The 21881-nt window shown below is 61.1% G+C and carries 18 protein-coding genes; 11 read left to right on the plus strand and 7 right to left on the minus strand.

Going from position 1 to position 21881, the window contains the following annotated elements; genetic code table 11:
- Positions 1–13: 13 nt before the first annotated feature.
- The 9 genes from D1159_RS11845 (at position 14) to ispE (ending at position 11877) form a co-directional block, all read left to right on the plus strand.
- Entirely contained in the window at positions 14–2662 is a 2649-nt protein-coding gene (locus tag D1159_RS11845; protein ID WP_161845871.1) for a valine--tRNA ligase, read from the plus strand.
- A gap of 174 nt (positions 2663–2836) precedes the next feature.
- A complete protein-coding gene (locus D1159_RS11850) occupies positions 2837–4120 on the plus strand; it encodes an O-acetylhomoserine aminocarboxypropyltransferase/cysteine synthase family protein (protein ID WP_161845872.1) in 1284 nt (427 codons plus the stop codon).
- Between the two features lie 198 nt (positions 4121–4318).
- Positions 4319–5086 (plus strand): MerR family transcriptional regulator, encoded by a 768-nt coding sequence (locus tag D1159_RS11855; protein WP_161845894.1) that lies wholly within the window; start codon positions 4319–4321, stop codon positions 5084–5086.
- Between the two features lie 478 nt (positions 5087–5564).
- Positions 5565–6938, plus strand: a complete 1374-nt coding sequence (locus D1159_RS11860; protein WP_161845873.1) for a sodium:alanine symporter family protein — start codon at positions 5565–5567, stop codon at positions 6936–6938.
- Positions 6939–7146: 208 nt separating this feature from the next.
- Entirely contained in the window at positions 7147–7713 is a 567-nt protein-coding gene (locus D1159_RS11865) for a uracil-DNA glycosylase (protein WP_161845874.1), read from the plus strand.
- Between the two features lie 340 nt (positions 7714–8053).
- Positions 8054–8533, plus strand: coding sequence for an Lrp/AsnC family transcriptional regulator (locus D1159_RS11870; protein WP_161845875.1), 480 nt, complete (start codon positions 8054–8056; stop codon positions 8531–8533).
- Complete coding sequence (locus D1159_RS11875) at positions 8530–9702, plus strand: aminotransferase class I/II-fold pyridoxal phosphate-dependent enzyme (protein WP_161845876.1); 1173 nt, start codon at positions 8530–8532, stop codon at positions 9700–9702. The genes D1159_RS11870 and D1159_RS11875 overlap by 4 nt, the downstream gene beginning before the upstream one ends.
- A 54-nt stretch (positions 9703–9756) precedes the next feature.
- On the plus strand, positions 9757–11001 hold the full coding sequence (locus tag D1159_RS11880) for a DUF1015 domain-containing protein (RefSeq protein WP_161845877.1): 1245 nt from the start codon (positions 9757–9759) through the stop codon (positions 10999–11001).
- A 15-nt stretch (positions 11002–11016) separates the two neighbouring features.
- Positions 11017–11877, plus strand: coding sequence for a 4-(cytidine 5'-diphospho)-2-C-methyl-D-erythritol kinase (ispE, locus tag D1159_RS11885; protein WP_161845878.1), 861 nt, complete (start codon positions 11017–11019; stop codon positions 11875–11877).
- Between the two features lie 181 nt (positions 11878–12058).
- On the opposite strand, the gene grdD is transcribed toward ispE, so the two are convergent.
- The 5 genes from grdD to trxB form a co-directional block, all read right to left on the minus strand.
- Positions 12059–13216 (minus strand): glycine/sarcosine/betaine reductase complex component C subunit alpha, encoded by a 1158-nt coding sequence (gene grdD, locus D1159_RS11890; protein WP_161845879.1) that lies wholly within the window; start codon positions 13214–13216, stop codon positions 12059–12061.
- Between the two features lie 13 nt (positions 13217–13229).
- Positions 13230–14768 (minus strand): glycine/sarcosine/betaine reductase complex component C subunit beta, encoded by a 1539-nt coding sequence (gene grdC, locus D1159_RS11895; protein ID WP_161845880.1) that lies wholly within the window; start codon positions 14766–14768, stop codon positions 13230–13232.
- 164 nt (positions 14769–14932) lie between these two features.
- Positions 14933–15403, minus strand: coding sequence for a glycine/sarcosine/betaine reductase complex selenoprotein A (gene grdA / locus D1159_RS11900; protein WP_161845881.1), 471 nt, complete (start codon positions 15401–15403; stop codon positions 14933–14935).
- A 64-nt stretch (positions 15404–15467) separates the two neighbouring features.
- Positions 15468–15785: a thioredoxin domain-containing protein gene (locus D1159_RS11905; RefSeq protein ID WP_161845882.1), complete on the minus strand. Its 318-nt coding sequence runs from the start codon at positions 15783–15785 to the stop codon at positions 15468–15470.
- Positions 15786–15852: 67 nt separating this feature from the next.
- Entirely contained in the window at positions 15853–16788 is a 936-nt protein-coding gene (gene trxB / locus D1159_RS11910; protein WP_161845883.1) for a thioredoxin-disulfide reductase, read from the minus strand.
- Between the two features lie 447 nt (positions 16789–17235).
- Here trxB and D1159_RS11915 point away from each other — a divergent pair, with 447 nt between their 5' ends.
- Together D1159_RS11915 and D1159_RS11920 are read left to right on the plus strand one after the other, a co-directional pair.
- Entirely contained in the window at positions 17236–17889 is a 654-nt protein-coding gene (locus tag D1159_RS11915) for a TetR/AcrR family transcriptional regulator (protein WP_161845884.1), read from the plus strand.
- A 53-nt stretch (positions 17890–17942) separates the two neighbouring features.
- Entirely contained in the window at positions 17943–18998 is a 1056-nt protein-coding gene (locus D1159_RS11920; protein ID WP_202621056.1) for a collagen-like protein, read from the plus strand.
- Positions 18999–19070: 72 nt separating this feature from the next.
- Here the strand turns inward: D1159_RS11920 and D1159_RS11925 are convergent, their stop codons facing one another.
- Positions 19071–20498, minus strand: coding sequence for an aspartate ammonia-lyase (locus D1159_RS11925; protein WP_161845886.1), 1428 nt, complete (start codon positions 20496–20498; stop codon positions 19071–19073).
- 167 nt (positions 20499–20665) lie between these two features.
- The gene (locus tag D1159_RS11930; RefSeq protein ID WP_161845887.1) at positions 20666–21838 is read right to left on the minus strand and encodes an iron-containing alcohol dehydrogenase; all 1173 of its coding nucleotides are present in this window, start codon (positions 21836–21838) and stop codon (positions 20666–20668) included.
- Positions 21839–21881: the final 43 nt, after the last annotated feature.

Raw genomic sequence — 21881 nt, forward strand, 5'->3', positions numbered from 1 at the left:
ATGTGAATTACCAATGAAGAAAGAACTGCCCAAGATTTACGAGCCCCAGGAGGCGGAGGGCCGTATCTACGAGATGTGGGAGAAAAACGGCTGCTTCCGGGGACAGCGGGACCCCGCCAAAAAGCCCTTTACCATCGTCATGCCGCCCCCCAACGTGACCGGCCAGCTCCACATGGGCCACGCCATGGACTGCACCCTCCAGGACATTCTCATCCGCTTCAAGCGGATGCAGGGCTATGCCGCCCTGTGGGTCCCCGGCACCGACCACGCCGGCATCGCCACCCAGATCAAGGTGGAGGAGGAGCTGCGCAAAAGCGAGGGCCTGTCCCGCCACGACCTGGGCCGGGAAAAATTCCTGGAGCGGGTGTGGGACTGGAAGCACAAGTACGGCGACCGCATCGTGGCCCAGCAGAAGAAGCTGGGCTCTTCCTGCGACTGGGAGCGGGCCCGGTTCACCATGGACGAGGGGCTGTCCAAGGCGGTGCGCCACGTCTTCGTCTCCCTGTACAACAAGGGGCTGATCTACAAGGGCAGCCGGATCGTCAACTGGTGCCCCAAGTGCGTCACCGCCCTGAGCGACGCGGAGGTGGAGTATAAGGACAAGCCCGGCCACCTGTGGCATATCAAATACCCCATCAAGGGGGAGGAGGGCCGGTACTGCGTGGTGGCCACCACCCGGCCGGAGACTATGCTGGGCGACTCCGGCGTGGCGGTGAACCCCAAGGACGAGCGGTATCAGGACCTGGTGGGCAAGACCTGCATTCTGCCCCTGATGGACCGGGAGATCCCCATTGTGGCCGACGAGTACGTGGACCTGGAGTTCGGCACCGGCTGCGTGAAGATGACCCCCGCCCACGACCCCAACGACTTCGAGGTGGGCCTGCGCCACAATCTGGAGTCCATCCGGGTGCTGGACGACAGCGGAAAGGTCAACGAAAACGGCGGCAAATACCAGGGCATGGACCGGTACGAGGCCCGCAAGGCCATTCTGGCCGACCTGGACGCCCTGGGCCTGCTGGAGAAGACGGAAGACCACGCCCACAACGTGGGCACCTGCTACCGCTGCGGCACTGACGTGGAGCCCATTATCTCCGCCCAGTGGTTTGTGAAGATGGAGCCCCTGGCCAGGGAGGCCCTGCGGGTGGTCAACGAGGGAGAGACCAAGTTCGTCCCCGACCGCTTTGCCAAGATCTATACCAACTGGATGGAAAACGTCCATGACTGGTGCATCTCCCGGCAGCTGTGGTGGGGCCACCAGATCCCGGCCTGGACCTGTCAGGACTGCGGAAGGATGACAGTCTCCGAGACCGACCCCACCGAGTGCGCCCACTGCCACAGCGCCCGCATCGTCCAGGAGGAGGATGTGCTGGATACCTGGTTCTCCTCCGCCCTGTGGCCCTTCTCCACCCTGGGCTGGCCGGACGAGAACAGTGAAGATTTCAAGTATTTCTATCCCACTGACGTACTGGTCACCGCCTATGACATCATCTTCTTTTGGGTGGCCCGGATGATCTTCTCCGGCTGTGAGCACACCGGAAAGCCACCCTTCCACACCGTGTTTATCCACGGCCTGATCCGGGACGACAAGGGCCGGAAGATGTCCAAGTCCCTGGGCAACGGCATCGACCCTCTGGTGATCGCCGACCAGTACGGGGCGGACGCCCTGCGCTTCAACCTGGTCACCGGCAACTCCCCCGGCAACGATATGCGCTTCTATACCGAGCGGTGCGAGGCCATGCGCAACTTTGCCAACAAGATCTGGAACGCCAGCCGCTTTTTGATGATGAACCTGACCATCGGCAAGTGTGAGCTGCCGGACAGGCTGGAGCTGGAGGACAAGTGGATTCTCTCCAAGCTGAACAGCGTCATCCCCCAGGTGACGGAGAATATGGAGAAGTACGAGCTGGGGGTGGCCGCCCAGAAGGTGTACGACTTTATCTGGGATTCCTACTGCGACTGGTATATTGAGCTGACCAAGGCCCGCCTCCAAGGGGAGGACGAAGGGGCCAAGATCAACGCCCAGAAGGTGCTGTGCTACGTTCTTACCGAGACCCTCAAGCTGCTGCACCCCTTTATGCCCTTTATCACCGAGGAGATCTGGCAGGCCCTGCCCCACGAGGGGGACTTCCTCATGCTCCAGAAGTGGCCGGAGTACCGCCCGGAGCGCTCCTTCCCCCAGGAGGAGAAGGAGATGGAGCTCATTATGGAGGCCATCCGGGGGGTGCGCACCCGCCGGGCGGAGATGAACGTGCCCCCCTCCAAAAAGGCCAGCCTGACGGTGGCCACCCTGGAGCGGGAGACCTTTACGGCGGGGATTCCCTTCCTCAAGCGTCTGGCCTACGCCAGCGACGTCACCATCACCGGCGCGGCGGGGTTGGAGGGGGACGAGGCGGAGAGCGCCAAGGGCAATGTCACCGTCATCACCCACGCCGCGCGCATCTCCATGCCCCTGGCGGAGCTGGTGGATCTGGAGAAGGAGCGGGCCCGCATTGAAAAGGAGCTGGAGAAGAACCGCAAGAGCCTGTCCGGTCTGGAGGCCAAGCTGAACAACCCGGGCTTTGTGGGCAAGGCCCCGGAACACGTGGTTCAGGCCGAGCGGGAGCGGGCGGAAAAGCTCTCCGCCCTCATCGCCAAGCTGGAAGAGCAGCGGAACAATATGTAAGTAACATCAGGCGCGCCGGACGGTTTTACCGTCCGGCGCCTTTGCGGAAAAACGGGCGGCGGGATGGTTCCCCGACAAAGAAAGCGTTGACAGATTTCACGCTTTAGCGTAGTATAGAGAAAGTGAATCCTACCAAAGAAATCCCGAGACAGGCAGAGAAAGGAAGTCCTTCCAATGAGCGAGCAGAAGATCAGCACCAAATGTCTCCACGCCGGCTACCGCCCGGAAAACGGAGAACCCCGCAACATCCCCATCATCCAGTCCACCACCTTCCGCTACGGGACCAGCGAGGACATGGGCAAGCTCTTCGATCTGGAGGCCAGCGGCTACTTCTACACCCGGCTGCAAAATCCCACCAACGACCGGGTAGCGGCCAAGATCTGCGCCCTGGAGGGGGGCAGCGCGGCCATGCTGACCTCCTCGGGCCAGGCGGCATCCTTCTACTCGGTCTTCAATATCTGTTCCTGCGGGGACCATGTGGTGGCCTGCTCCGCCATCTACGGGGGGACCTACAACCTCTTTGCCGTGACCATGAAGCGCATGGGCATTGAATTTACCTTTGTGGAGCCAGACTGCACCCGGGAGGAGCTGGACGCCGCCTTCCGGCCCAACACCAAGGCGGTCTTTGGCGAGACCATCGCCAACCCGGCGCTGACGGTGCTGGACTTTGAAAAGTTCTCCTCCGCCGCCCACGCCCACGGGGTGCCCCTGATCGTGGACAACACCTTCGCAACCCCGGTAAACTGCCGTCCCTTTGAGCACGGGGCGGACATTGTCATCCACTCCACCACCAAATACATGGACGGCCACGCCAACGCGGTGGGGGGCGCCATTGTGGACAGCGGCAAATTTGACTGGACCCGCTGGCCGGACAAGTTCCCCGGCCTGTGTACCCCGGACGAGAGCTATCACGGCGTAACCTATACCCAGCGCTTCGGCCTGGAAGGGGCCTATATCACCAAAGCCACCGCCCAGCTCATGCGGGATTTCGGGTCCATCCCCGCCCCGATGAACGCCTACCTGCTCAATGTGGGCCTGGAGACCCTGCCCCTGCGCATGGCCCGCCACTGTGAAAACGCCCTGGCAGTGGCCCAGTACCTCCAGAAGCACGAGAAAGTGGCCTGGGTGAAGTTCCCCGGCCTGCCTGGGGACTCCTGCTACGAGCTGGCCCGGAAGTATCTGCCCAAGGGCACCTGCGGCGTGGTCTCCTTCGGAGTGAAGGGGGGCCGGGCCAAGGCGGAGGCCTTTATGGCCGGGCTGGAGCTGGCGTCCATCGCCACTCACGTGGCCGACGCCAAGACCTGCGTGCTCCACCCCGCCTCCGCCACCCACCGGCAGATGAACGACGAGGAGCTCCGGGCCGCCGGCGTGGCGCCCGACCTGGTGCGGTTCTCCGTGGGTCTGGAGGACATCAGCGACATCCTGGCCGACCTGGACAAGGCCCTGGCCGGAGTGTAAGAAGCGGTCAATCGGTGTAAAAACAGACGGGAAACATTTCCCGTCTGTTTTTTGTGGAGCGGGCGCGAAAATGATTCCGGACTGTCGAATGAGGATAAATTATTACAAAAATACTGGAAATGGCGCAAAAATTTTTCTTGACCTTTCCGCTGCGTCATAGCCTATACTCAGGTTTGACAGGAGGGAAACTTTATGGCCATAGAGTACACTGTCAGTCAACTGGCCGCTTTGGCGGGAGTGACAGCCCGCACTCTGCGGCACTACGATGCCATTGGGCTGCTGAAGCCCACTCGGGCCAGCGGGGCGGGATACCGCCTCTACGGTCCGGCGGAGGTGGATCGGCTGCAGCTGATTTTGTTCTATCGGGCGCTGGGGCTGGAGCTGTCCGCGGTGGCGGAGCTGCTGAAGGAGGCGGACCTGGACCGGGCGGCGGCTTTGGCCAGGCATCTGGCGGAGCTGGAGCGCCGCAGGGAGCAGCTGGACCGTCAGATCGCCGCCGTAAAACGGTCGATTCAACAGGAGCAAGGAGGAATTCCCATGACAGATGTAGAAAAATTTGAGTGTTTTAAACAGCGCGTAATAGGAGAAAACGAGAGAAAATACGGCGAAGAGCTGCGCAGCAAGTACGGAGACCAGGAGGTGGACGCCACCTATGCCAAGGTGATGGGCCTGACCAAGCAGGAGTACGACGCGTGGACCGCGCTGGGAAAGGAAATACAGGACAGGCTGACTCAGGCGGTGCGGGCGGGTCTGCCGCCGGAGGGGGAGGAGGGGCAGGCCATTGCCCGGGCGCACCGCCGCTGGCTGGCCTATAGCGGGAGCGCATACACCCCGCAGGCCCACGCCGGTCTGGCGGCGATGTATCCCGAGGATCCCCGGTTTGTAGCCTACTACGACCGGGAGGCGCAGGGGTGCGCGGCCTTCCTCCGGGATGCGGTGGAGCTTTATACCAAGCGTCTGAGCTGAGCCCAAAGAGCGGCCTGTGCCAACTGGCACAGGCCGCTCTTCATATGTCTTTACAGTAAAGACATATGAAGAGCACAAACATAGAAATATAAAAATTCCGGTTGTGTTGTCATGGGTAAAATAGAGCTGATCGGAATTTTCTTTATAGAAAAAACGCCCTTGACTGACGGTATAAAATAGGATATGATAGAGCTGTACAAAAAAGCATTGAAAATAACCGCAATTTTTGGATAAAAATATTTAAGCGGCTAATTCAAAGGGAAAAGAGAGTGTCTTTACAGTGCGGACACATTAAGGGGTTGGCCGGGCTTTTTTATTTTTGACGGCATACGCCGCGCCTGTGTGCGGCGGGTGTATTGGTCTTTGAAAGCGGAAAGGAGGAAGTCGGGGAACCAGAGGCAGGCATCCAGGCGGTCCATGTGTGTCGGGCCACAGGGTGCCGGCAGCCCCCAGGTTGGGGAGAGAAAGGAAGGTTGTTATGGAAAAATTGACGGAAATTGTAGGGATTGCCAGTGACTTTGTGTGGAACAACATATTGCTCTATGTGCTCGTGGCCACCGGGATCCTCTTTACCATCCGGCTGGGGTTCATCCAGGTCCGCAAGTTCGGCGCGGGGTGGAAGCAGATGTTCGGCGGCTTCAGCCTGTTTGGCAAAAGCGCGGACAAGGACGGCATGAGTTCGTTCCAGGCGGTGGCTACCTCCATTGCCGCCCAGGTGGGCACCGGAAACATCGCCGGCTGTGCCACGGCGCTGCTCTCCGGCGGTCCCGGCGCCATCTTCTGGATGTGGCTGGCGGCCTTCTTCGGCATGGCGACCATCTACGGCGAGGCCGTGCTGGCCCAGAAGTACAAGACCAGAGATGAGACTGGCACGGTCATCGGCGGCCCGGTGTACTATATTCGGGCGGCGTTCAGGGGCGGCTTTGGCAAATTCCTGGCCGGCTTCTTCTCCGTAGCCATCATTCTGGCCTTGGGCTTCATGGGCAATATGGTGCAGGCCAACTCCATCAGCGACGCGTTCTATACCGCGTTCGGCGTTCCAAAGGTAGCGGTAGGCGTGGTAGTGGCCGTGCTGGCCGGCTTCATTTTCCTGGGCGGCGTGAAGCGGATCGCCTCTGTCACCGAGAAGGTAGTTCCGATTATGGCCATCGTCTATATCCTAGGCAGCCTGGCTATCCTGATTATGAACATCGGCCATGTTCCCGCGACCTTTGTTATGATTTTTGAGGGCGCGTTCAATCCTGCGGCCATCGTCGGCGGCGCGGTGGGCATCACCATCAAGCAGGCAGTGCGCTTTGGCGTAGCCCGGGGCCTGTTCTCCAACGAGGCCGGTATGGGCTCCACGCCCCACGCCCACGCCATCGCTAAGGTGGCCAAGCCCCAGGATCAGGGCGTTGTGGCCATGATCTGCGTCTTTATCGATACTTTTATCATCTTGACACTCACCGCCCTGGTGATGATCTCCAGCGGCGCCCTGAATGTCAACGACCTGGCCAATAACCCCGAGGGCGTGGCTTTGGCTCAGGCCGCTTTTGCGGTCTCCTTCGGCGACATCGGCAGCAAGTTTGTGGCCGTCTGCCTGCTCTTCTTCGCCTTCTCCACCATCGTGGGTTGGTACTTCTTCGGTGAGCAGAATATCCGGTACCTCTTTGGCAATAAGGCCGTAAAAATCTATGCCGCTATCGTGGTGGTGTGCGTGGTCATCGGTTCCGTGCTGAAGGTGGGCTTGGTGTGGAACCTGGCGGACTTTTTCAACGGCATCATGGCCCTGCCCAACCTGATCGCCCTCATCGCCCTGTCCGGCGTGGTGGTGAAGATCAGCAAGGGTGAGGACTCCCCCCTGCAAAAGTAAAAGAATACAGCGCTGCTGAAAGCGGGAACCAGCCGGTTCCCGCTTTTGCTCTGTCAAAAAAATGCCTGCGCTGTTTGCCGCCCGCCAGACAGAGATTTTGCCCGCCAATCCGCACAAGCCGGTGAAAGCAGCGATTCTCTAGGCAGGGAACGAAAGATGTGGTAAAATAGCTGTATCATTCCATATAGAAAAAGGGGGAAGGGTTCAGATGATGGACTGGGAAGAGCTGCGGGAGACATGTCTGTCCTGCCAGAAGTGCCCGTTGTGGGAGACGCGTACCAATGTAGTCTTCGGCGAGGGCCCCAAAGACGCAGAAGTGATGCTCATTGGGGAGGGCCCCGGCGAGCAGGAGGACCTGAGCGGCCGGCCCTTTGTGGGCCGGGGCGGCAAATTTTTGGACGAAATGCTGGCTATGATCGATCTGGATCGGTCCAAGCTGTTTATCGGAAATATGGTCAAGTGCCGCCCGCCGGAGAACCGGGATCCGCTGAAGGCGGAGCAGGAGGCGTGTATCGGCTATCTGCGCAATCAGGTGGCTTTGCTCCGGCCCAAAATTATTGTCTGTCTGGGACGCATCGCCGCCATGAAGCTGATCAAAGAGGACTTTAAGATTACCAGAGAGCACGGCCTGTGGTTTGAGAAAGCGGGGGTGCAGATGACGGCTATGTTCCATCCCGCCGCCCTGCTGCGGGATCCCCGCCGCCGGCCGGAGACCTATGCTGACCTGAAGGGCCTCCAGGCCAAAATCCAGGAGCTCTGCACTCATACTTATTAAATCAGGCCTCTGGCGTTTGAATATTGTTCAGACAAGACCTGAGAACCTGTATTCATAACCGCTGGACCCTGTCTTGCCAGGCCTTTCGCCGCCCCGCGGCGGCAATCCAGCGCTTCCCGGTTATGAATACAGGTTCTTATTGTCTGTTCTCAAATGCACCCGTCCGGGAAAATTCACGAAAAATTTGTTGGGAAGTGCGGGATGGATTGTGCAGGTCGGAAGAGTTTGCCCCGGGAGAGGGGGCGCTATTGTATTTAACCGCCGGCTGGTAGTATAATAAGAATATTTAAATCGAGCGGTTATATCCGTTTTTCGGTTGGAAAAGTTAGGAGGGAATTCCATGAAAAAGCTGCTTCAGCTTTTAGAGGAGGACTGTACGCTGACCCCGGAACAGCTGGCCTCTATGTCCGGCATGACCGTGGATGAGGTGAAGGCCGCGGCGCGGAAGTATGAGGAGGACAAGATTATCCTGGGTTATCAGGCAATTGTAGACTGGGACCGCACCGACCGGGAGGCCGTCACCGCCCTCATTGAGGTAAAGGTGACCCCCCAGCGGGGGGAGGGCTTCGACCGGGTGGCGGAGCGAATCTACCAGTATGACGAGGTGGAGAGCGTCTACCTCATGTCCGGCGCCTTCGACCTGACGGTGATTATCTCTGGGCGGACACTGAAAGAGGTGGCCCAGTTCGTGGGCCAGCGCCTGGCCACTCTGGAGGATGTGACCGGCACTGCCACCCACTTTATTCTGAAAAAATACAAGGAAAAGCACCTGATCTTCCAGCAGGCGGAGGAGCAGGAGAGGGAGTTGATCTTCTCATGAATTACGACAGCATTCTGTCGGAGCGGATTAAAAACACCCAGCCCTCCGGCATCCGGAAGTTTTTTGACATTTTGAACGAGATGAAGGACGCCATCTCTCTGGGGGTGGGCGAGCCGGACTTCGTCACCCCCTGGCACATCCGGGACGCGGGCATCTACTCTTTGGAGAAGGGACACACAAAATATACCTCCAACGCCGGTATGGCGGAGCTGCGGCGGGAGGTGGCGTCCTATTTGAACCGCCGCTTCCAGCTGCAATACGACTTCGCCAGCCAGATTTTAATCACGGTGGGGGGCAGCGAGGCCATTGATCTGGCCCTGCGGTGCATTGTGAACCCGGGGGATGAGGTGATTGTGCCGGTGCCCTCCTTCGTGTGCTATGGCCCGCTGGCCAATATGGCCGGGGGCGTGCCTGTAATGGTGGAGACAAAGGCGGAGAACGAGTTCCGCCTTACGGCGGAAGAGCTGAAAGCCGCCATCACCCCCAAGACCAAAGCACTGGTGCTCCCCTTCCCGTGCAACCCCACCGGCGGGATTATGGAGCGCTCCGACCTGGAGGCCATTGCCGCCGTGCTGGAGGGGACTGACATCATGATCCTTTCTGATGAGATCTACGCCGAGCTGACCTACGGCCAGCACCATGTCTCCCCCGCCAACCTGCCGGAGCTGAAGGGCCGGACCATTCTGGTCAACGGCTTCTCCAAGAGCCACGCCATGACAGGCTGGCGTATGGGCTATGCCTGCGGCCCCACAGAGATAATTGAACAGATGATCAAGCTCCACCAGTTCGGCATCATGTCCGCCCCCACCATGAGCCAGTATGCCGCCGTTGAGGCCATGCGCAGCGGCGACGGGGATATTGAAAAAATGCGGGAGGAGTACGACGGCCGCCGCCGTTATCTGGTGGAGGGCCTGCGCCGCATCGGCCTGCCTTGCTTTGAGCCCAAGGGGGCCTTCTACGTCTTCCCCGATATCCGCTCCAGCGGCCTGAGCTCCGACGAGTTCTGCGAACGGTTTTTGATGGAGGAAAAGGTGGCGGTGATCTCCGGCGCCGCCTTCGGCCCCGGAGGCGAAGGCTTTGTCCGCTGCTGCTACGCCGCCAGCATGAAGGACATTGCCGAGGCCCTGACCAGGATGGATCACTTCCTGACCAACCTGCGGGGGAAATAGAAGCAATCAACCAACGGGCCGGACGGCCGGATTATAGACAACGGAGGGATTACCATGTCCAGCTATTTTGACGGACTTCCCTTTACCCCGGCGGATATCCTTTTGCCCCAGAACTGCGACATGCGCAAGTGGTCTGTGGTGGCCTGCGATCAGTATACCTCTCAGCCGGAGTACTGGCAGCGGGTGGAGGAGTATGTGGGCGGCGCCCCCTCTACCCTGCGCCTTATCCTGCCGGAGAGCTGTCTGGCAGGCCCCAATGTAGACACTGATATTGTAGACGTGAACAACACCATGACCCGCTACCTGCGGGAAAACCGGCTGCGCATTCTGGCCGGCGCCATGATTTATGTGGAGCGGCGGCTGTCCAACGGGAAAACCCGCCGGGGCCTGGTGGGCAAGGTGGATTTGGAGGAGTACGACTACGAGTTGGGGGAGGCTACGGCGGTGCGGGCCACCGAAGGGGTGGTCCAGGCCCGCGTACCGCCCCGGGTGGCGGTGCGGAAGAACGCCCCGCTGGAGCTGCCCCACACCATGCTGCTGATCGATGACCAGGAAGACGTACTTATGGAATACCTTCACGCCCGCCGGGGGGAGATGGAGCCCCTGTATGAGTTTGAGCTGATGGAGAACGGAGGACATATCGCCGGCTGGAAGCTGGCGGAGGCCCATCTGGCCAAGGCGGCGGAGCTGCTGCGGGCGGTCACCAGCCAGGGGGAGGTGGCCTTCGCGGTGGGAGACGGCAACCACGCCCTGGCGATTGCCAAGGAGTGCTATGAGCGGCAGAAGCGCTTTGCCCCCAAGGATCAGTGGAAGAATCTGCCCGCGCGGTATGCTCTGGCGGAGCTGACGAACCTCCGGGACGAGAGCCTGGAGATCCGCCCCGTTCACCGGGTGCTCTTTGGGGTGGAGCCAGAACAGGTGCTGGCCGCGGTCATCGCGGCCTTCCCCGGCGCCCACTACGGCGAGGGGGAGGGGCACCGGCTGTCCTATATCCACGCCGGCGGCGAGGGGACGATTACCGTACCCAATCCAGACACAGGATTGGAAGTTGCCACCCTCCAGCCCGTTCTGGACGAGTTTATTCAGCGCCGGGGCGGACGGATGGACTATGTCTACGGGGACAGCGTGGCCAGGGGGCTGGGGAAAAAGTCAGGCAACATGGCCTTTTTGCTCCCCGCCCTGGAGAAGGGGGACCTGTTCCCGCTGATTCAGCGGGAGGGCGTGCTGCCCCGAAAGACCTTCTCCATAGGAGAGGCCAACGACAAGCGATTCTATCTGGAGGCGCGGAAGATCCGCTGAGGCAAGGAGAACCGTATGGAAACCATTGTGAGACAGGCCAGGGCCAAGCTGAACCTGACCTTGGATGTACTGGGCAGGCGGGCGGATGGGTACCACGATCTCTGCATGGTAATGCAGTCCGTGGCCCTGTCCGACCGGGTGTCCCTCTGCCGCACCGGGCGGCGGGGCATCCACGTCGGCTCCAATCTGGAATTCCTGCCCTCCGGACGGAATAATCTGGCGGCGGCGGCGGCGGTGTGCCTGTGTGAAGCGGCGGGGATGGACTGGAACGGCCTGGAGATCACGCTGGAAAAGCATATCCCCGTGTGCGCCGGCCTGGGCGGCGGCAGTTCGGACGCCGCCGCCGTGCTGCTGGCCGTCAACGATTGGCTGGAGCTGGGCTACTCCCAAAAAGAACTGGCCCAAATAGGGGAACGGGTGGGATCTGACGTGCCCTACTGCGTGCTGGGGGGCACCGCCTTGGCGGAGGGCCGGGGGGAGCGTTTGACTCCCCAGCCCGCTCTGCCCTGGTGTTTTGTGGTGCTGTGCAAGCCGCACTTCTCCGTATCCACGCCGGAGCTGTTCGGCCGCATTGACAGCATGAAGACCACCTGCCGGCCGGACACAGAGGGAATGCTGCGGGCGCTGAAGGCGGGGGATCTCCAGGGAGTGGCCCGGCGGATGTATAACGTCTTTGAGGACGTGCTCCCCCGCAACCAGGCCGGAGCCGTGGCGGAGATCAAAAATAGCCTCATCCAGGCCGGCGCCCTGGGGGCGTGCATGAGCGGCACAGGTCCCACCGTCTTCGGCCTCTTCGACAGCCTGACGGGGGCCTGGCAGGCGACCCGGTACCTGCGGGAGCTCTATCCAGAGACCTTTCTGACCGTAACGGTTTGAGTCCGCTCCGGGGGGAGGCAGCGCACACTTTTGTACGCTGCCTCCCCCCGGATGTTTTCTTGGCTTCTTTCCAAAAAGAAAGGAAGCGTTCCCCGCGCGGGGGCAGAAAAGGACAAAAAGAATCCCGGAAGGGAGCCGGTACATTCCGCTCCCTTCCGGGTCATATAGGATTTAGATGATATTAGGAGATAAACCCAGCGGCCTTGAGGATCTCCACCGCCTTGGACTTGTTATCCTCGGAGACACGGACAATGGGGCCGGTGCAGCCCATGCCGTCCTCAGCGTAGATTTTCTCTTTCCACAGGGCCTTGACGGCGTCCTCCAGGTCCATGACCTCGATGCCGGGGATCTGGGCGGTAACCACTTCCTTGGGAGGAGCAGTAACTTCCTCGGCAGGGGCGGCGGCCTTGTTGGCGGCGGCCTTGCGGTCCGCCAGCAGCTTGTCCAGGCCGGCCTTTTCGGCGGCGGCGAACTCGGCGGCGGCCACGTCGAAGACCTTGCCCCGCACCAGCTGGGCGGCATAGCTGATGGCGCCGGCGATAACGGGGGCGCCGGAGGCGCGGGAGATAATCATGACCAGCCGGTTATAGCCCTTGCCGATGCCGGGGCCATAGCCGTAGCCGACAGCCTCATAGCTGCCGCCGGTGCAGGCGGAGGAGAGCATCTTGGACAGGATATTGCCGGTGAGGGAGTCGGTGACCATCACGTCGGCAGAGCCCATGAGCACGTCGTTGCCGCGCATCACGCAGCCGCCGTCGCTGCGGGCGGACTCGGCAAAGGTGATGGGGTAGCCCTGTTCCTTCAGGGTCTTGAGGGCGCCCTCCGCCTGGCGGGCGCCGTCCACGTTCAGGATGCCCACAGTGGGATCCGCCACGCCGCAGGCTTTGGCGGCGATGACGCCATAAATAGCGTTTTTGATCATGCCCTCAATCCGGTCAGTGGAGGAGGTGCCGGTGGTGTTGGCAATGAACATCTCATTGCCCTTGCCGGGAGTGACGGCCCGGCCCACGGTGGACACGCCGATGGGGAAGGGGTAATGCATGGTCACCGCGCCGTCTACCGCGCCGGTCTCCAGCAGCTCCTCCATCTTCTTGTGGGCGGCGTCCTCGTCGGCCACGGCTACGGTATTTACCTCGGGGTGGGTGAGGGTGCCGATGAAGTACACGTCGGCGCCGGCCCGGGCGGCCTTGACGGCCCCCTCCATCACGGTGGCCTCGCCGTGCTCGCTGCCCATTGCCGTCACGGCGATCTTCGGCTTGGCGCCGAAGGTGCCGGTCTCCAGACCCTCCGCGATAGCCAGGAAGGTGTCGGCAATCAGCTTTTTGGTCTTGTCAGCCATTGCGTCTCCCCCCTTACTCGCCGTCAGCGGCCAGAGTAGCGGCAAACTGACGGAAGGATTCGGCAATCAGCTTCTTCACCGTCTCGGTGGAGACGCCGCCCTCTTCGGTCTCACCGCTGTTCTTGCGCATGACGAAGGAGACGCCGTCGAACAGGTTGGTCATGCGGCCCAGGAACAAAGAGCCCTTGCCGATGATCATGGCGGTGTTCAGCTCGCCGGCCAGCATCTGATCCCGGGCGGGGCCCATAAAGGGCACGCCGGAGGGGATGTGGCCCTGGGTGGGCGCCCAGCCCACCAGGCCGTGCTTGGTGAGGAACTCAGGCATGGCCTTCTTGTCCAGGTCGCCGTTCTTGACGGCCATGGCGGCGATCATCTTGTAGTTGGCCAGAGGCACGTCGCCGGCACCGGCAGGCTTGGTGATGTCGGGATTCTGCATCTCGGGGGAGTATTTGTCGATGTCGGTAATCTTCAGGCCGGCCCGGGCAAGGGGATCGGCCACCAGAGAGCCGATAACAGCCTGGGGCGCGGAGCCGGTGCCCACCACATGGCGGCCCAGGATGGACAGGTCGATCTCCGGGTTCACGCCGTCGTTCTGGCTGATGACCACGGCGAAGCCGCCCAGCACGTCCTCCAGAATGGGCAGATCCTTCTTCACGTGGTCTTTGCCGTTCATGCCCAGCTTGGCGGTACAGCCGCCGGCGGTGACCACAACGGTTTTATAGGTCCCGGCCTTGACCAGAGAGGCGGCCTCCACAATGGCGTGGGCGGGGCCGGCGCAGAAGCCGCGGGTGTCGGATCCGGTGGCGTTGGACAGGCCGGCGATCTCCGCGGCGGCCTTGGCGAAATTGCCGCCGCCGCGCTGGTTCACGTCGCCGCAGGCCTCCTCACAGCAGTCGATGACATACTCCACCTCGCCCTTGTCAATGCCGGCGTTCTTCACGGCGTGGAGCAGGGCCAGCACGCTGGAGGACTTGGACACCAGGTTCTCGTGCATGACATGGGCGGACAGGTTTACGTCAATGTCGTGGGCCCGCTTGACGCAGCCCACCAGCTTGTTATTATGGTACAGGCCCTCGGCGTGCTCGTCGTTGACCAGGTGCTCCACCTCGGACAGCTCCACGCCGTCGGCGATGCGGTTGGTCATCTCCCCGTCAAAGAGGGGATGATCCACCACGGCCTGCTTATGCTCGGCCACGAAGTCCTTGTCCAGCTTGACCACGTCGAAGCAGTCGCAGATCTGCATCAGCAGCAGGAACTCGGCCTGGGGCATAATCTCGCCGTACTTGCCGTAGCGGTCGGTGACATTGCACTTCAGATCCACCCAGGCGCTGCCCTGCTCGGCCAGCTGGGCGGGGGTGACGTTGCCGATATAGGTCTGATTGGGCCAGTAGGCCAGCACATCCTGATAGCTGCGCAGGTGCTTGGGCAGTTCCTTCAGATACTCGCCGTCGGGATTGACCACCCGCTCCGTGGTCTGGGTGGAGCCGTTGTGGATGACCATATCAGGGGTGTGAACCAGAATGTAGCCGGTGCCCTTCAATACGCTGTTCATTTGAATAACCGCCTTTCCAAATGTGAATCGGATTCAATTTTTTTGCCTGCGGTAAATTGTTTTGGCGCGGGGAAAGCAGAGAGTGTATCTGGGAGATGGGAAAAAGCACAAAAGCGGTGACAGGGCGCGCCGCGTCCTACCACCACTTTTGTGTCACAGCGCAATTAGTACTTGCAGTACTGCTCGCGGATGGAACTCATCTCACCGATGATCTCATCCACGTCCAGGACCATTTCCATCATGCTGACCTGCTCGTCGTACACGGCCGAATCAACTTCATCCTTGATCTCGGGCTCGCACACGTGATAAACCTTGAGTCCCAACGAGACTCCAGTCAACGGACCGGCGAAAGTGGGGTCGCCTGCGGTGACGGTCTCAGCCGCCAGGCCGGAGGCCTCCGCCTCGGAAGCGCCCAGAATAACGATCACGTTCTCAGGGCCGAACTCCTCGGCGAAATCCTTAACCCGCTTCTGATTCTCCAGATCCATTGCACCAGCGCTGGTTCACACAAAGCACTCAGTGGAGCTGAACACGACTTCGGCGCCGGCGGTCTGCACGCACTCTGCGATAGCGGGGCCAGGGATACCGTCGCGGTCACCAATGATAATGGCCTTCTTGCCTTCCAGCATTCCCATGGTGTTTCTCTCCTTTCCTTTTAAATTTTATAGTAAAGCGGAAAGTCCGCCTACTAACGGGGGATTAGATGTTGGCCTCAACCATGGCCTTGACGGCCTCGGGGGTAGCCTCTTCCTTCACGCAGGCGGCGATCTGAGCGCCGTTCTCATAGATGGCGATGACAGGCAGGCCCAGCACCTTCTGGGCGATGGCCAGGCGGCGGGCCTTGGTGGTGTTCAGGGCGGTGAACTTGATCTTGTCGCCGTACTGCTCAGCCAGCTCGTGGACATGGGGCATCAGGGCCTGGCAGGGTACGCAGCCGTCGCCGTAGAAGTCTACCAGCACCTTGCCCTCAGCCTTCAGGACTTCCTCTTCAAAGGTCTCTTTTGTCAGTTCCAGCATGGTTAAAATAACCCCTTTCAATCATTGATTGGCTCTCACATAACACGCGGCGGACCGCGTCTGCTGCTTACTCGTTGATAAACTTCTCCGCCTGCATGGCGGCGATGGCGCCGTCCGCGGCGGCGGTGACCACCTGGCGCAGGCTCTTCACACGGATGTCGCCGGCGGCGAAGACGCCGGGAAGGTTGGTGTGCATGTTCTCATCGGTCTTGATGTAGCCGTGATCCATGTCCAGCACCCCCTCAAACAGGGCAGAGTTGGGGTTGTAGCCGATGAAGCCGAACACGCCGAACAGGCCGTCCTCCTCGTCCGCCTCCACAGTGGTGAGCTCGCCGGTCTTCACGTTTTTGACCACCATCTTGTTCAGCAGATCCTCGCCATCCACGGACTGGACCACGCTGTCCCACATAAAGGCGATCTTGGGATTGGCGAAAGCCTTCTCCTGGATGCTCTTGGCGGCGCGCAGCTCGTCCCGGCGGTGGATGATGGTCACCTTGCGGGCGAACTTGGTCAGGTACATGGCCTCTTCCACGGCGGAGTCGCCGCCGCCCACCACGTAGACCTCAAAGTCCTCGAAGAAAGCCGCGTCGCAGGTGGCGCAGAAGGAGATGCCCTTGCCGATGAACTTGCCCTCGTTCTCACAGCCGATGGGCTTGGGGAACGCGCCGGTGGCCACGATGACCGCCTTGGCCTGATAGGTGTCCTTGTTGCCGGTGAGGGTCTTGATCTCGCCGGCGAGATCCACGCTCTTGATCACGTCGGTGACTCGCTCGGCGCCGAACTTGGCGGCCTGCTCCGTCATGCGGGCGATGAGGCTGGGGCCGCTCTCACCCTCCACAATCTGGCCGGGATAGTTCTCGATCTCGTCGGTGATGGCGATCTGGCCGCCGTCCTTGCCCTTTTCAATGATCAGCGTGCTTAGGCGGCTGCGGCCGGCGTACAGGCCGGCGGCCAGACCGGCCGGGCCGGCGCCCAGGATGATTACATCATAGATCTTGTCCATAATTACGAATGCCTCCCACAAGTTCTTAGGGCCTGCGCGCGACAGGCTCTTATGCCCGCACCCAGCGGAGAAAGACGCATGGAACCGTATGTCGGGGGTGCACAGTCCGGGAGAGCGGCGGGCAAATCCGCCAATCCGGGACGGTGACGGCCCTACATGCCACATTTATTGAAACGCTCTATTCTTTGTGGTGATTTTATAATGATTCGGAAAGAAAGTCAACCCCTATTTTGAGTGAGAAAATAGATAAACCCGGCCTAAATCGCGGTTATTTAAATTAAAAATGAATAATCATCTTGATTACTGTTGAATGTTACGGTATAATGTGTCAGAAAATAATTTGCCTTGAAAATATAGACTGATCAGTTTGCTTTTCAGCCGTGGTGACCGGCTGGCCCGCCCCGTCCGATTGTCCGCCCACCGTGGAATTTTGAGAGGAGAATGCCCATGTCCAGGCCCCCCTACTGCACCGAGCAGCGCAACCAGGTTTTCGCCTGCTTTATCAACGCCGCCAGTGAGATTATCGAGAGTGAGGGCACCGACGCCCTCACCCTGCGCCGGGTAGCCAAAAAGGCGGGGTACAACAGCGCCACCCTGTATAATTATTTCAAGGATCTGGACCACCTGGCAGTTTACGCCTCCATGAAATATTTTGAGGACTACAACCGGAACCTGGCCCGCTATCTGGCGGGGGAGAAGGACGATTTCCAGCGGTTTCTCTTCATGTGGCGCTTTTTCTGCGCCTCCGCCTTCCGGCACCCCCACGCCTATTATAACCTGTTTTACGGCAAGTACAGCGGCGAGCTCACCGACATCACCCGGGATTACTACCAGGTCTTTCCCGAGGAGCTGGGGGAGATGGACGGCAGCACCCTGGAGCTGCTCACCTGCGGCTCTCTGGCGGAGCGCAGCTGGGGGCTTCTGCGCCCCGTCCTGGCCAAAGGGACCCTCTCTCCCGACGAGCAGGGGGCGGTAAACGAGATCATCCTCTACTGCTTTAAAGAGCTGCTGACCCAAAAGATCCAGCTGGGGGACGCCCTGGACAGCCAGACCCTTATTGAGCGCCAGCTGGGCTACATCCATCTGCTGCTGCGGCAGTGAAGCGCCGCACCCTCCGGTACTCCGGCGCATAGGATACCACGGAGGTTATGCTTATGAATATTTATCCCAATAAAGACTGCGGCTGCGGCTGCCGGCCCTATCCCCCCAACTGCCCTCCGGGTCCGCCCTGTCCTCCGCCTCCCACGGAGCCCTGCTCGGTGAGCATCGTACCCATTCCTGGCCCCACCGGTCCCCAGGGTCCCATGGGCGCAACCGGCCCACAGGGTCCTGCCGGCCTTCAGGGCGTGCAGGGCACAGCCGGGGGCACCGGTCCCCAAGGCCCCCAGGGCGCTCAGGGGCCCCAGGGCCCCGCCGGACCCCAGGGTCCCACTGGCCCTGCCGGCGCGGCTGGCGCAACCGGCCCTCAGGGCCCCGCCGGTGCTGCGGGTTCCCAGGGCGTCGCGGGTCCCGCCGGTCCCACCGGCCCCCAGGGCCCTGCCGGGACAGTGGGTCCTCAAGGTCCTGCCGGTCCCACCGGTCCTCAGGGCCCCGCCGGGACTGCGGGTGTCCAGGGCCCCACTGGCCCTGCCGGTCCTACCGGCCCCCAGGGCCCTGCCGGTATCCAGGGACTGGCCGGAGACACTGGCCCCGCCGGAGCGGCTGGCGCAACCGGCCCCCAGGGCCCCGCCGGAGCGGTGGGCCCCCAGGGTCCTGCGGGTCCCACTGGCCCTGCCGGTCCTACCGGCGCCGCGCCTGCACTGAATGCGGTCAACGCAGTCAACGCCGCCGCCCAGACCCCCGCCGCCACCGGAGACGCCCTTACCTTCGCGGACAATCAGGTGGCTGCCGGCACGGCAGTTACCCACACCGCCGGCAGCGGCGACTTTACCATTACAGAGCCAGGCACCTATGAGGTGACTTACTCCACCACTGGCACCACTACCGCCACCGCCCCGCCGGTTACGGCCTCCGTCCAGCTGAACCTGAACGGTGCCGAGATCCCTGGCAGCGGCGCGACAAATACCATTACCGCCGCCGGAGACACCGCTGCTCTGGCCGGCAACACTCTGATCAGTGTGACAACCGCCCCCGCCACCGTGACGCTGACCGCCAACAACACCAATGTCGCCTTCTCCAACTCCAGCATTACCGTCCACAAGGTGGGCTGATCTGCCGCATTTTTCAGAAAATAAAGGTCCCGGGCCGTGTATCTGCACGGCCCGGGATCGTATTTTTCCGCCCTATTGCTCCAGCAGCTCTTTGCCGGAGATCCCCGGCTGGGTCATGGAGTAGGGATCCAGAATTTTGTTCAGACGCGACTCGTCCAGCAGGCCCTCCCGAATGGTGAGGGAGCGGACGCTCTCGCCGGTTTGAATGGCCTTTTTGGCCACGTTGGCGGCGGCCTCATAGCCCACGTGGGGACAGATGGCGGTAATGATGCCCACGCTGTGCTCCACCATATCCCGGCAGCGCGCCCGGTTGGCCGTAATTCCCTCCACGCAGTTGTCAACCAGCGTATTGATGGCGAAGGTAAGGGTTTCCACGGATTCGATAAGATTATAGAAGATGATGGGCTCAAAGGCGTTCAGCTCCAGCTGGCCCGCCTCGGCGGCCATCGTCACGGTCATGTCGTTGCCGATGATGTTGAACGCCACCTGACTGACCACCTCTGGGATGACCGGGTTGACCTTGCCCGGCATAATGGACGAGCCGTTCTGCCTGGGGGGCAGGTTGATCTCGTTGAATCCGCACCGGGGGCCGGAGGACATGAGCCGCAGATCGTTGGACATTTTAGACAGGTTGACGGCGCAGGTCTTCACCGCGCCGGATACCGCCACAAACTCATCCAGGTTCTGGGTGGCGTCGATGAGGTTCAGAGGCTGGAACAGCCGCAGGCCGGTCACCTTGGACAGATTGGGGATGATGCGCTTTAGATATTCCCCGTCGGCGTTGATGCCGGTGCCGATGGCGGTGCCCCCCATGTTCAGGTAGCGCATCTCGTCCATGGCCCGCTCAAAGCGGGCGATATCCCGGCGGATGGCCTCACTGTAGGCCTTGAACTCCTGGCCCAGACGGATGGGCACCGCGTCCTGCATCTGGGTGCGGCCCATTTTGATCACGTCGTCAAACTCCTCCGCCTTGTGGAGCAGGGCGGTATACAGCCGCTCCAGCTGGATTTGGGCCCGCACCAGTAGCTTGAGCACCGCCAGCTTGCCGGTGGAGGGGTAGACGTCGTTGGTGGACTGGCCATAGTTCACATGGTCGTTTGGGTTGACAAGGGAATAATCCCCTTTCCGGCCCCCCAGCAGCTCAATGGCCCGGTTGGCGATGACCTCGTTGGCGTTCATATTCAGGCTGGTGCCGGCGCCCCCCTGGACGGGATCCACAATAAACGCGTCATGGAGCTTGCCGCCGATGATCTCGTCGCAGGCGGTAATAATGGCGTCCGCCACCCTCCGCTCCAGGAGTCCGATCTCAAGATTGGTGATGGCCGACGCCTTTTTCAGCTGGGCGATGCTGACAATCAGCTCCTTGTGCATGGTCAGGCCGGTGATGTGAAAGTTCTCCATAGCCCGCAGGGTCTGTACGCCGTAGTACGCGTCCTTGGGGACCTGCCGCTCGCCGATGGAGTCATGCTCCAAACGGCAGGTCTGCTGTTCCTCCGCCATTGTGTTGTCACTCCTTATGAAAGTTAATTTCTAGTTTATTCCATATTATTGCAAGTTATCCGCCACTAAAGGTAATTTAGCATGGATTACTTCAAGATACAAGGAGTTTTTGAAAGTTTTGCTTCAAAAGAAGGAAAACTTTCGTTTTGGAGCAGCGCTGGAATTGTCTAATTTGCCATACGGTAGATCTCCGCCATGTCCGCCTGGCGGAGCACTTTAAAATTTCCCAGGGTGAGGGTTCCCTGACGGCTGGCTTTATCCGCCAGGATGGCGATCTCCGCCTCGCCTATGGTACAGCCCAGCGCTTGGAGGGAGACGGGCATTCCGATGGCGCGGAAGTAGTTCTCCAGGGCCTCGATCCCGGCCAGAGCGGTCTGCTCCGGCGCGCCCGGGGCGCAGCCCATGACGTTGACGGCAAACTGTGCAAACCGTTCCGGCGCCTCCCGGTAGACATACCGGGCCCAACTGCCCCAGATGGCGGCCAGGCCCGCGCCGTGGGCCACGTCAAACATGGCGCTCAGCTCGTGCTCCAGCTTGTGGCTGGCCCAGTCCCCTACGGTGCCGCAGCCAGTGAGGCCGTTGTGGGACAGGCTCCCCGCCCACATGATCTGGGCCCTGGCGTTGTAGTCCTCCGGCTGGGCCAAGGCGGTGCGGCCGCAGTCCAGCACAGTGCGCATCAGCCCCTCGGCCAGGCGGTCGGTGAGGGCAGTGTCCGGCTCCCGGGTGAAGTACCGCTCCATCGTGTGCATCAAAATATCCACCACGCCGCAGGCGGTCTGATAGGGGGGCAGCGTATAGGTGAGCTCTGGATCCATCACGGCGAAGCGGCAGCGGCAGATATCATAGTTGCACCCCCACTTCAGCCCCAGCTCCTCGTTGGTGAGAACGGAGGAGTTGCTCATCTCACTGCCGGCGGCGGACAGGGTAAGCACCGCCCCCACGGGGCACATCTGAACCGGCACATGCCGGCCGGCATAGATATCCCAGACATCTCCGTCATAGGGGATGCCGTACCCGATGGCCTTGGCGGAGTCGATGACGCTGCCGCCCCCCACGGCCAGGATGAAGTCCACCCCTTCCCGCCGGGCCAGATCGATGCCCTCTCTGGCTTTGGCGATGCGGGGGTTGGGCACCACGCCGCCCAGAGAGACAAAGGGGATCCCGGCCGCCTTTACCGACGCCTCGATCCGGTCCAGCAGGCCGGAGCGCCGGGCGCTCTCGCCCCCGTAGTGGATGAGAACCTTGTGACAGCCCTGCTCCGCCAGCAGGGCCCCCACCCGGTCCGCCTCCCCCCGGCCAAAGGCCACCTTTGTGGGGGTATAGTACTCAAAATTTTTCATGCGTGCTTCCTCCTTATATTTTTTCTCTATAAAAATATGGGCG

It is taken from the genome of Pseudoflavonifractor sp. 524-17, from assembly GCF_009935845.1.
In the GTDB taxonomy this organism is placed as follows: domain Bacteria; phylum Bacillota; class Clostridia; order Oscillospirales; family Oscillospiraceae; genus Pseudoflavonifractor_A.

Coding starts and splice junctions, on each gene's coding strand:
- D1159_RS11845 (WP_161845871.1), top strand. CDS start 14: ATGAAGAAAGAACTGCCCAAGATTTACGAGCCCCAGGAGGCGGAGGGC.
- D1159_RS11850 (WP_161845872.1), top strand. CDS start 2,837: ATGAGCGAGCAGAAGATCAGCACCAAATGTCTCCACGCCGGCTACCGC.
- D1159_RS11860 (WP_161845873.1), top strand. CDS start 5,565: ATGGAAAAATTGACGGAAATTGTAGGGATTGCCAGTGACTTTGTGTGG.
- D1159_RS11865 (WP_161845874.1), top strand. CDS start 7,147: ATGATGGACTGGGAAGAGCTGCGGGAGACATGTCTGTCCTGCCAGAAG.
- D1159_RS11870 (WP_161845875.1), top strand. CDS start 8,054: ATGAAAAAGCTGCTTCAGCTTTTAGAGGAGGACTGTACGCTGACCCCG.
- D1159_RS11875 (WP_161845876.1), top strand. CDS start 8,530: ATGAATTACGACAGCATTCTGTCGGAGCGGATTAAAAACACCCAGCCC.
- D1159_RS11880 (WP_161845877.1), top strand. CDS start 9,757: ATGTCCAGCTATTTTGACGGACTTCCCTTTACCCCGGCGGATATCCTT.
- ispE (WP_161845878.1), top strand. CDS start 11,017: ATGGAAACCATTGTGAGACAGGCCAGGGCCAAGCTGAACCTGACCTTG.
- grdD (WP_161845879.1), bottom strand. CDS start 13,216: ATGGCTGACAAGACCAAAAAGCTGATTGCCGACACCTTCCTGGCTATC.
- grdC (WP_161845880.1), bottom strand. CDS start 14,768: ATGAACAGCGTATTGAAGGGCACCGGCTACATTCTGGTTCACACCCCT.
- D1159_RS11905 (WP_161845882.1), bottom strand. CDS start 15,785: ATGCTGGAACTGACAAAAGAGACCTTTGAAGAGGAAGTCCTGAAGGCT.
- trxB (WP_161845883.1), bottom strand. CDS start 16,788: ATGGACAAGATCTATGATGTAATCATCCTGGGCGCCGGCCCGGCCGGT.
- D1159_RS11915 (WP_161845884.1), top strand. CDS start 17,236: ATGTCCAGGCCCCCCTACTGCACCGAGCAGCGCAACCAGGTTTTCGCC.
- D1159_RS11920 (WP_202621056.1), top strand. CDS start 17,943: ATGAATATTTATCCCAATAAAGACTGCGGCTGCGGCTGCCGGCCCTAT.
- D1159_RS11925 (WP_161845886.1), bottom strand. CDS start 20,498: ATGGCGGAGGAACAGCAGACCTGCCGTTTGGAGCATGACTCCATCGGC.
- D1159_RS11930 (WP_161845887.1), bottom strand. CDS start 21,838: ATGAAAAATTTTGAGTACTATACCCCCACAAAGGTGGCCTTTGGCCGG.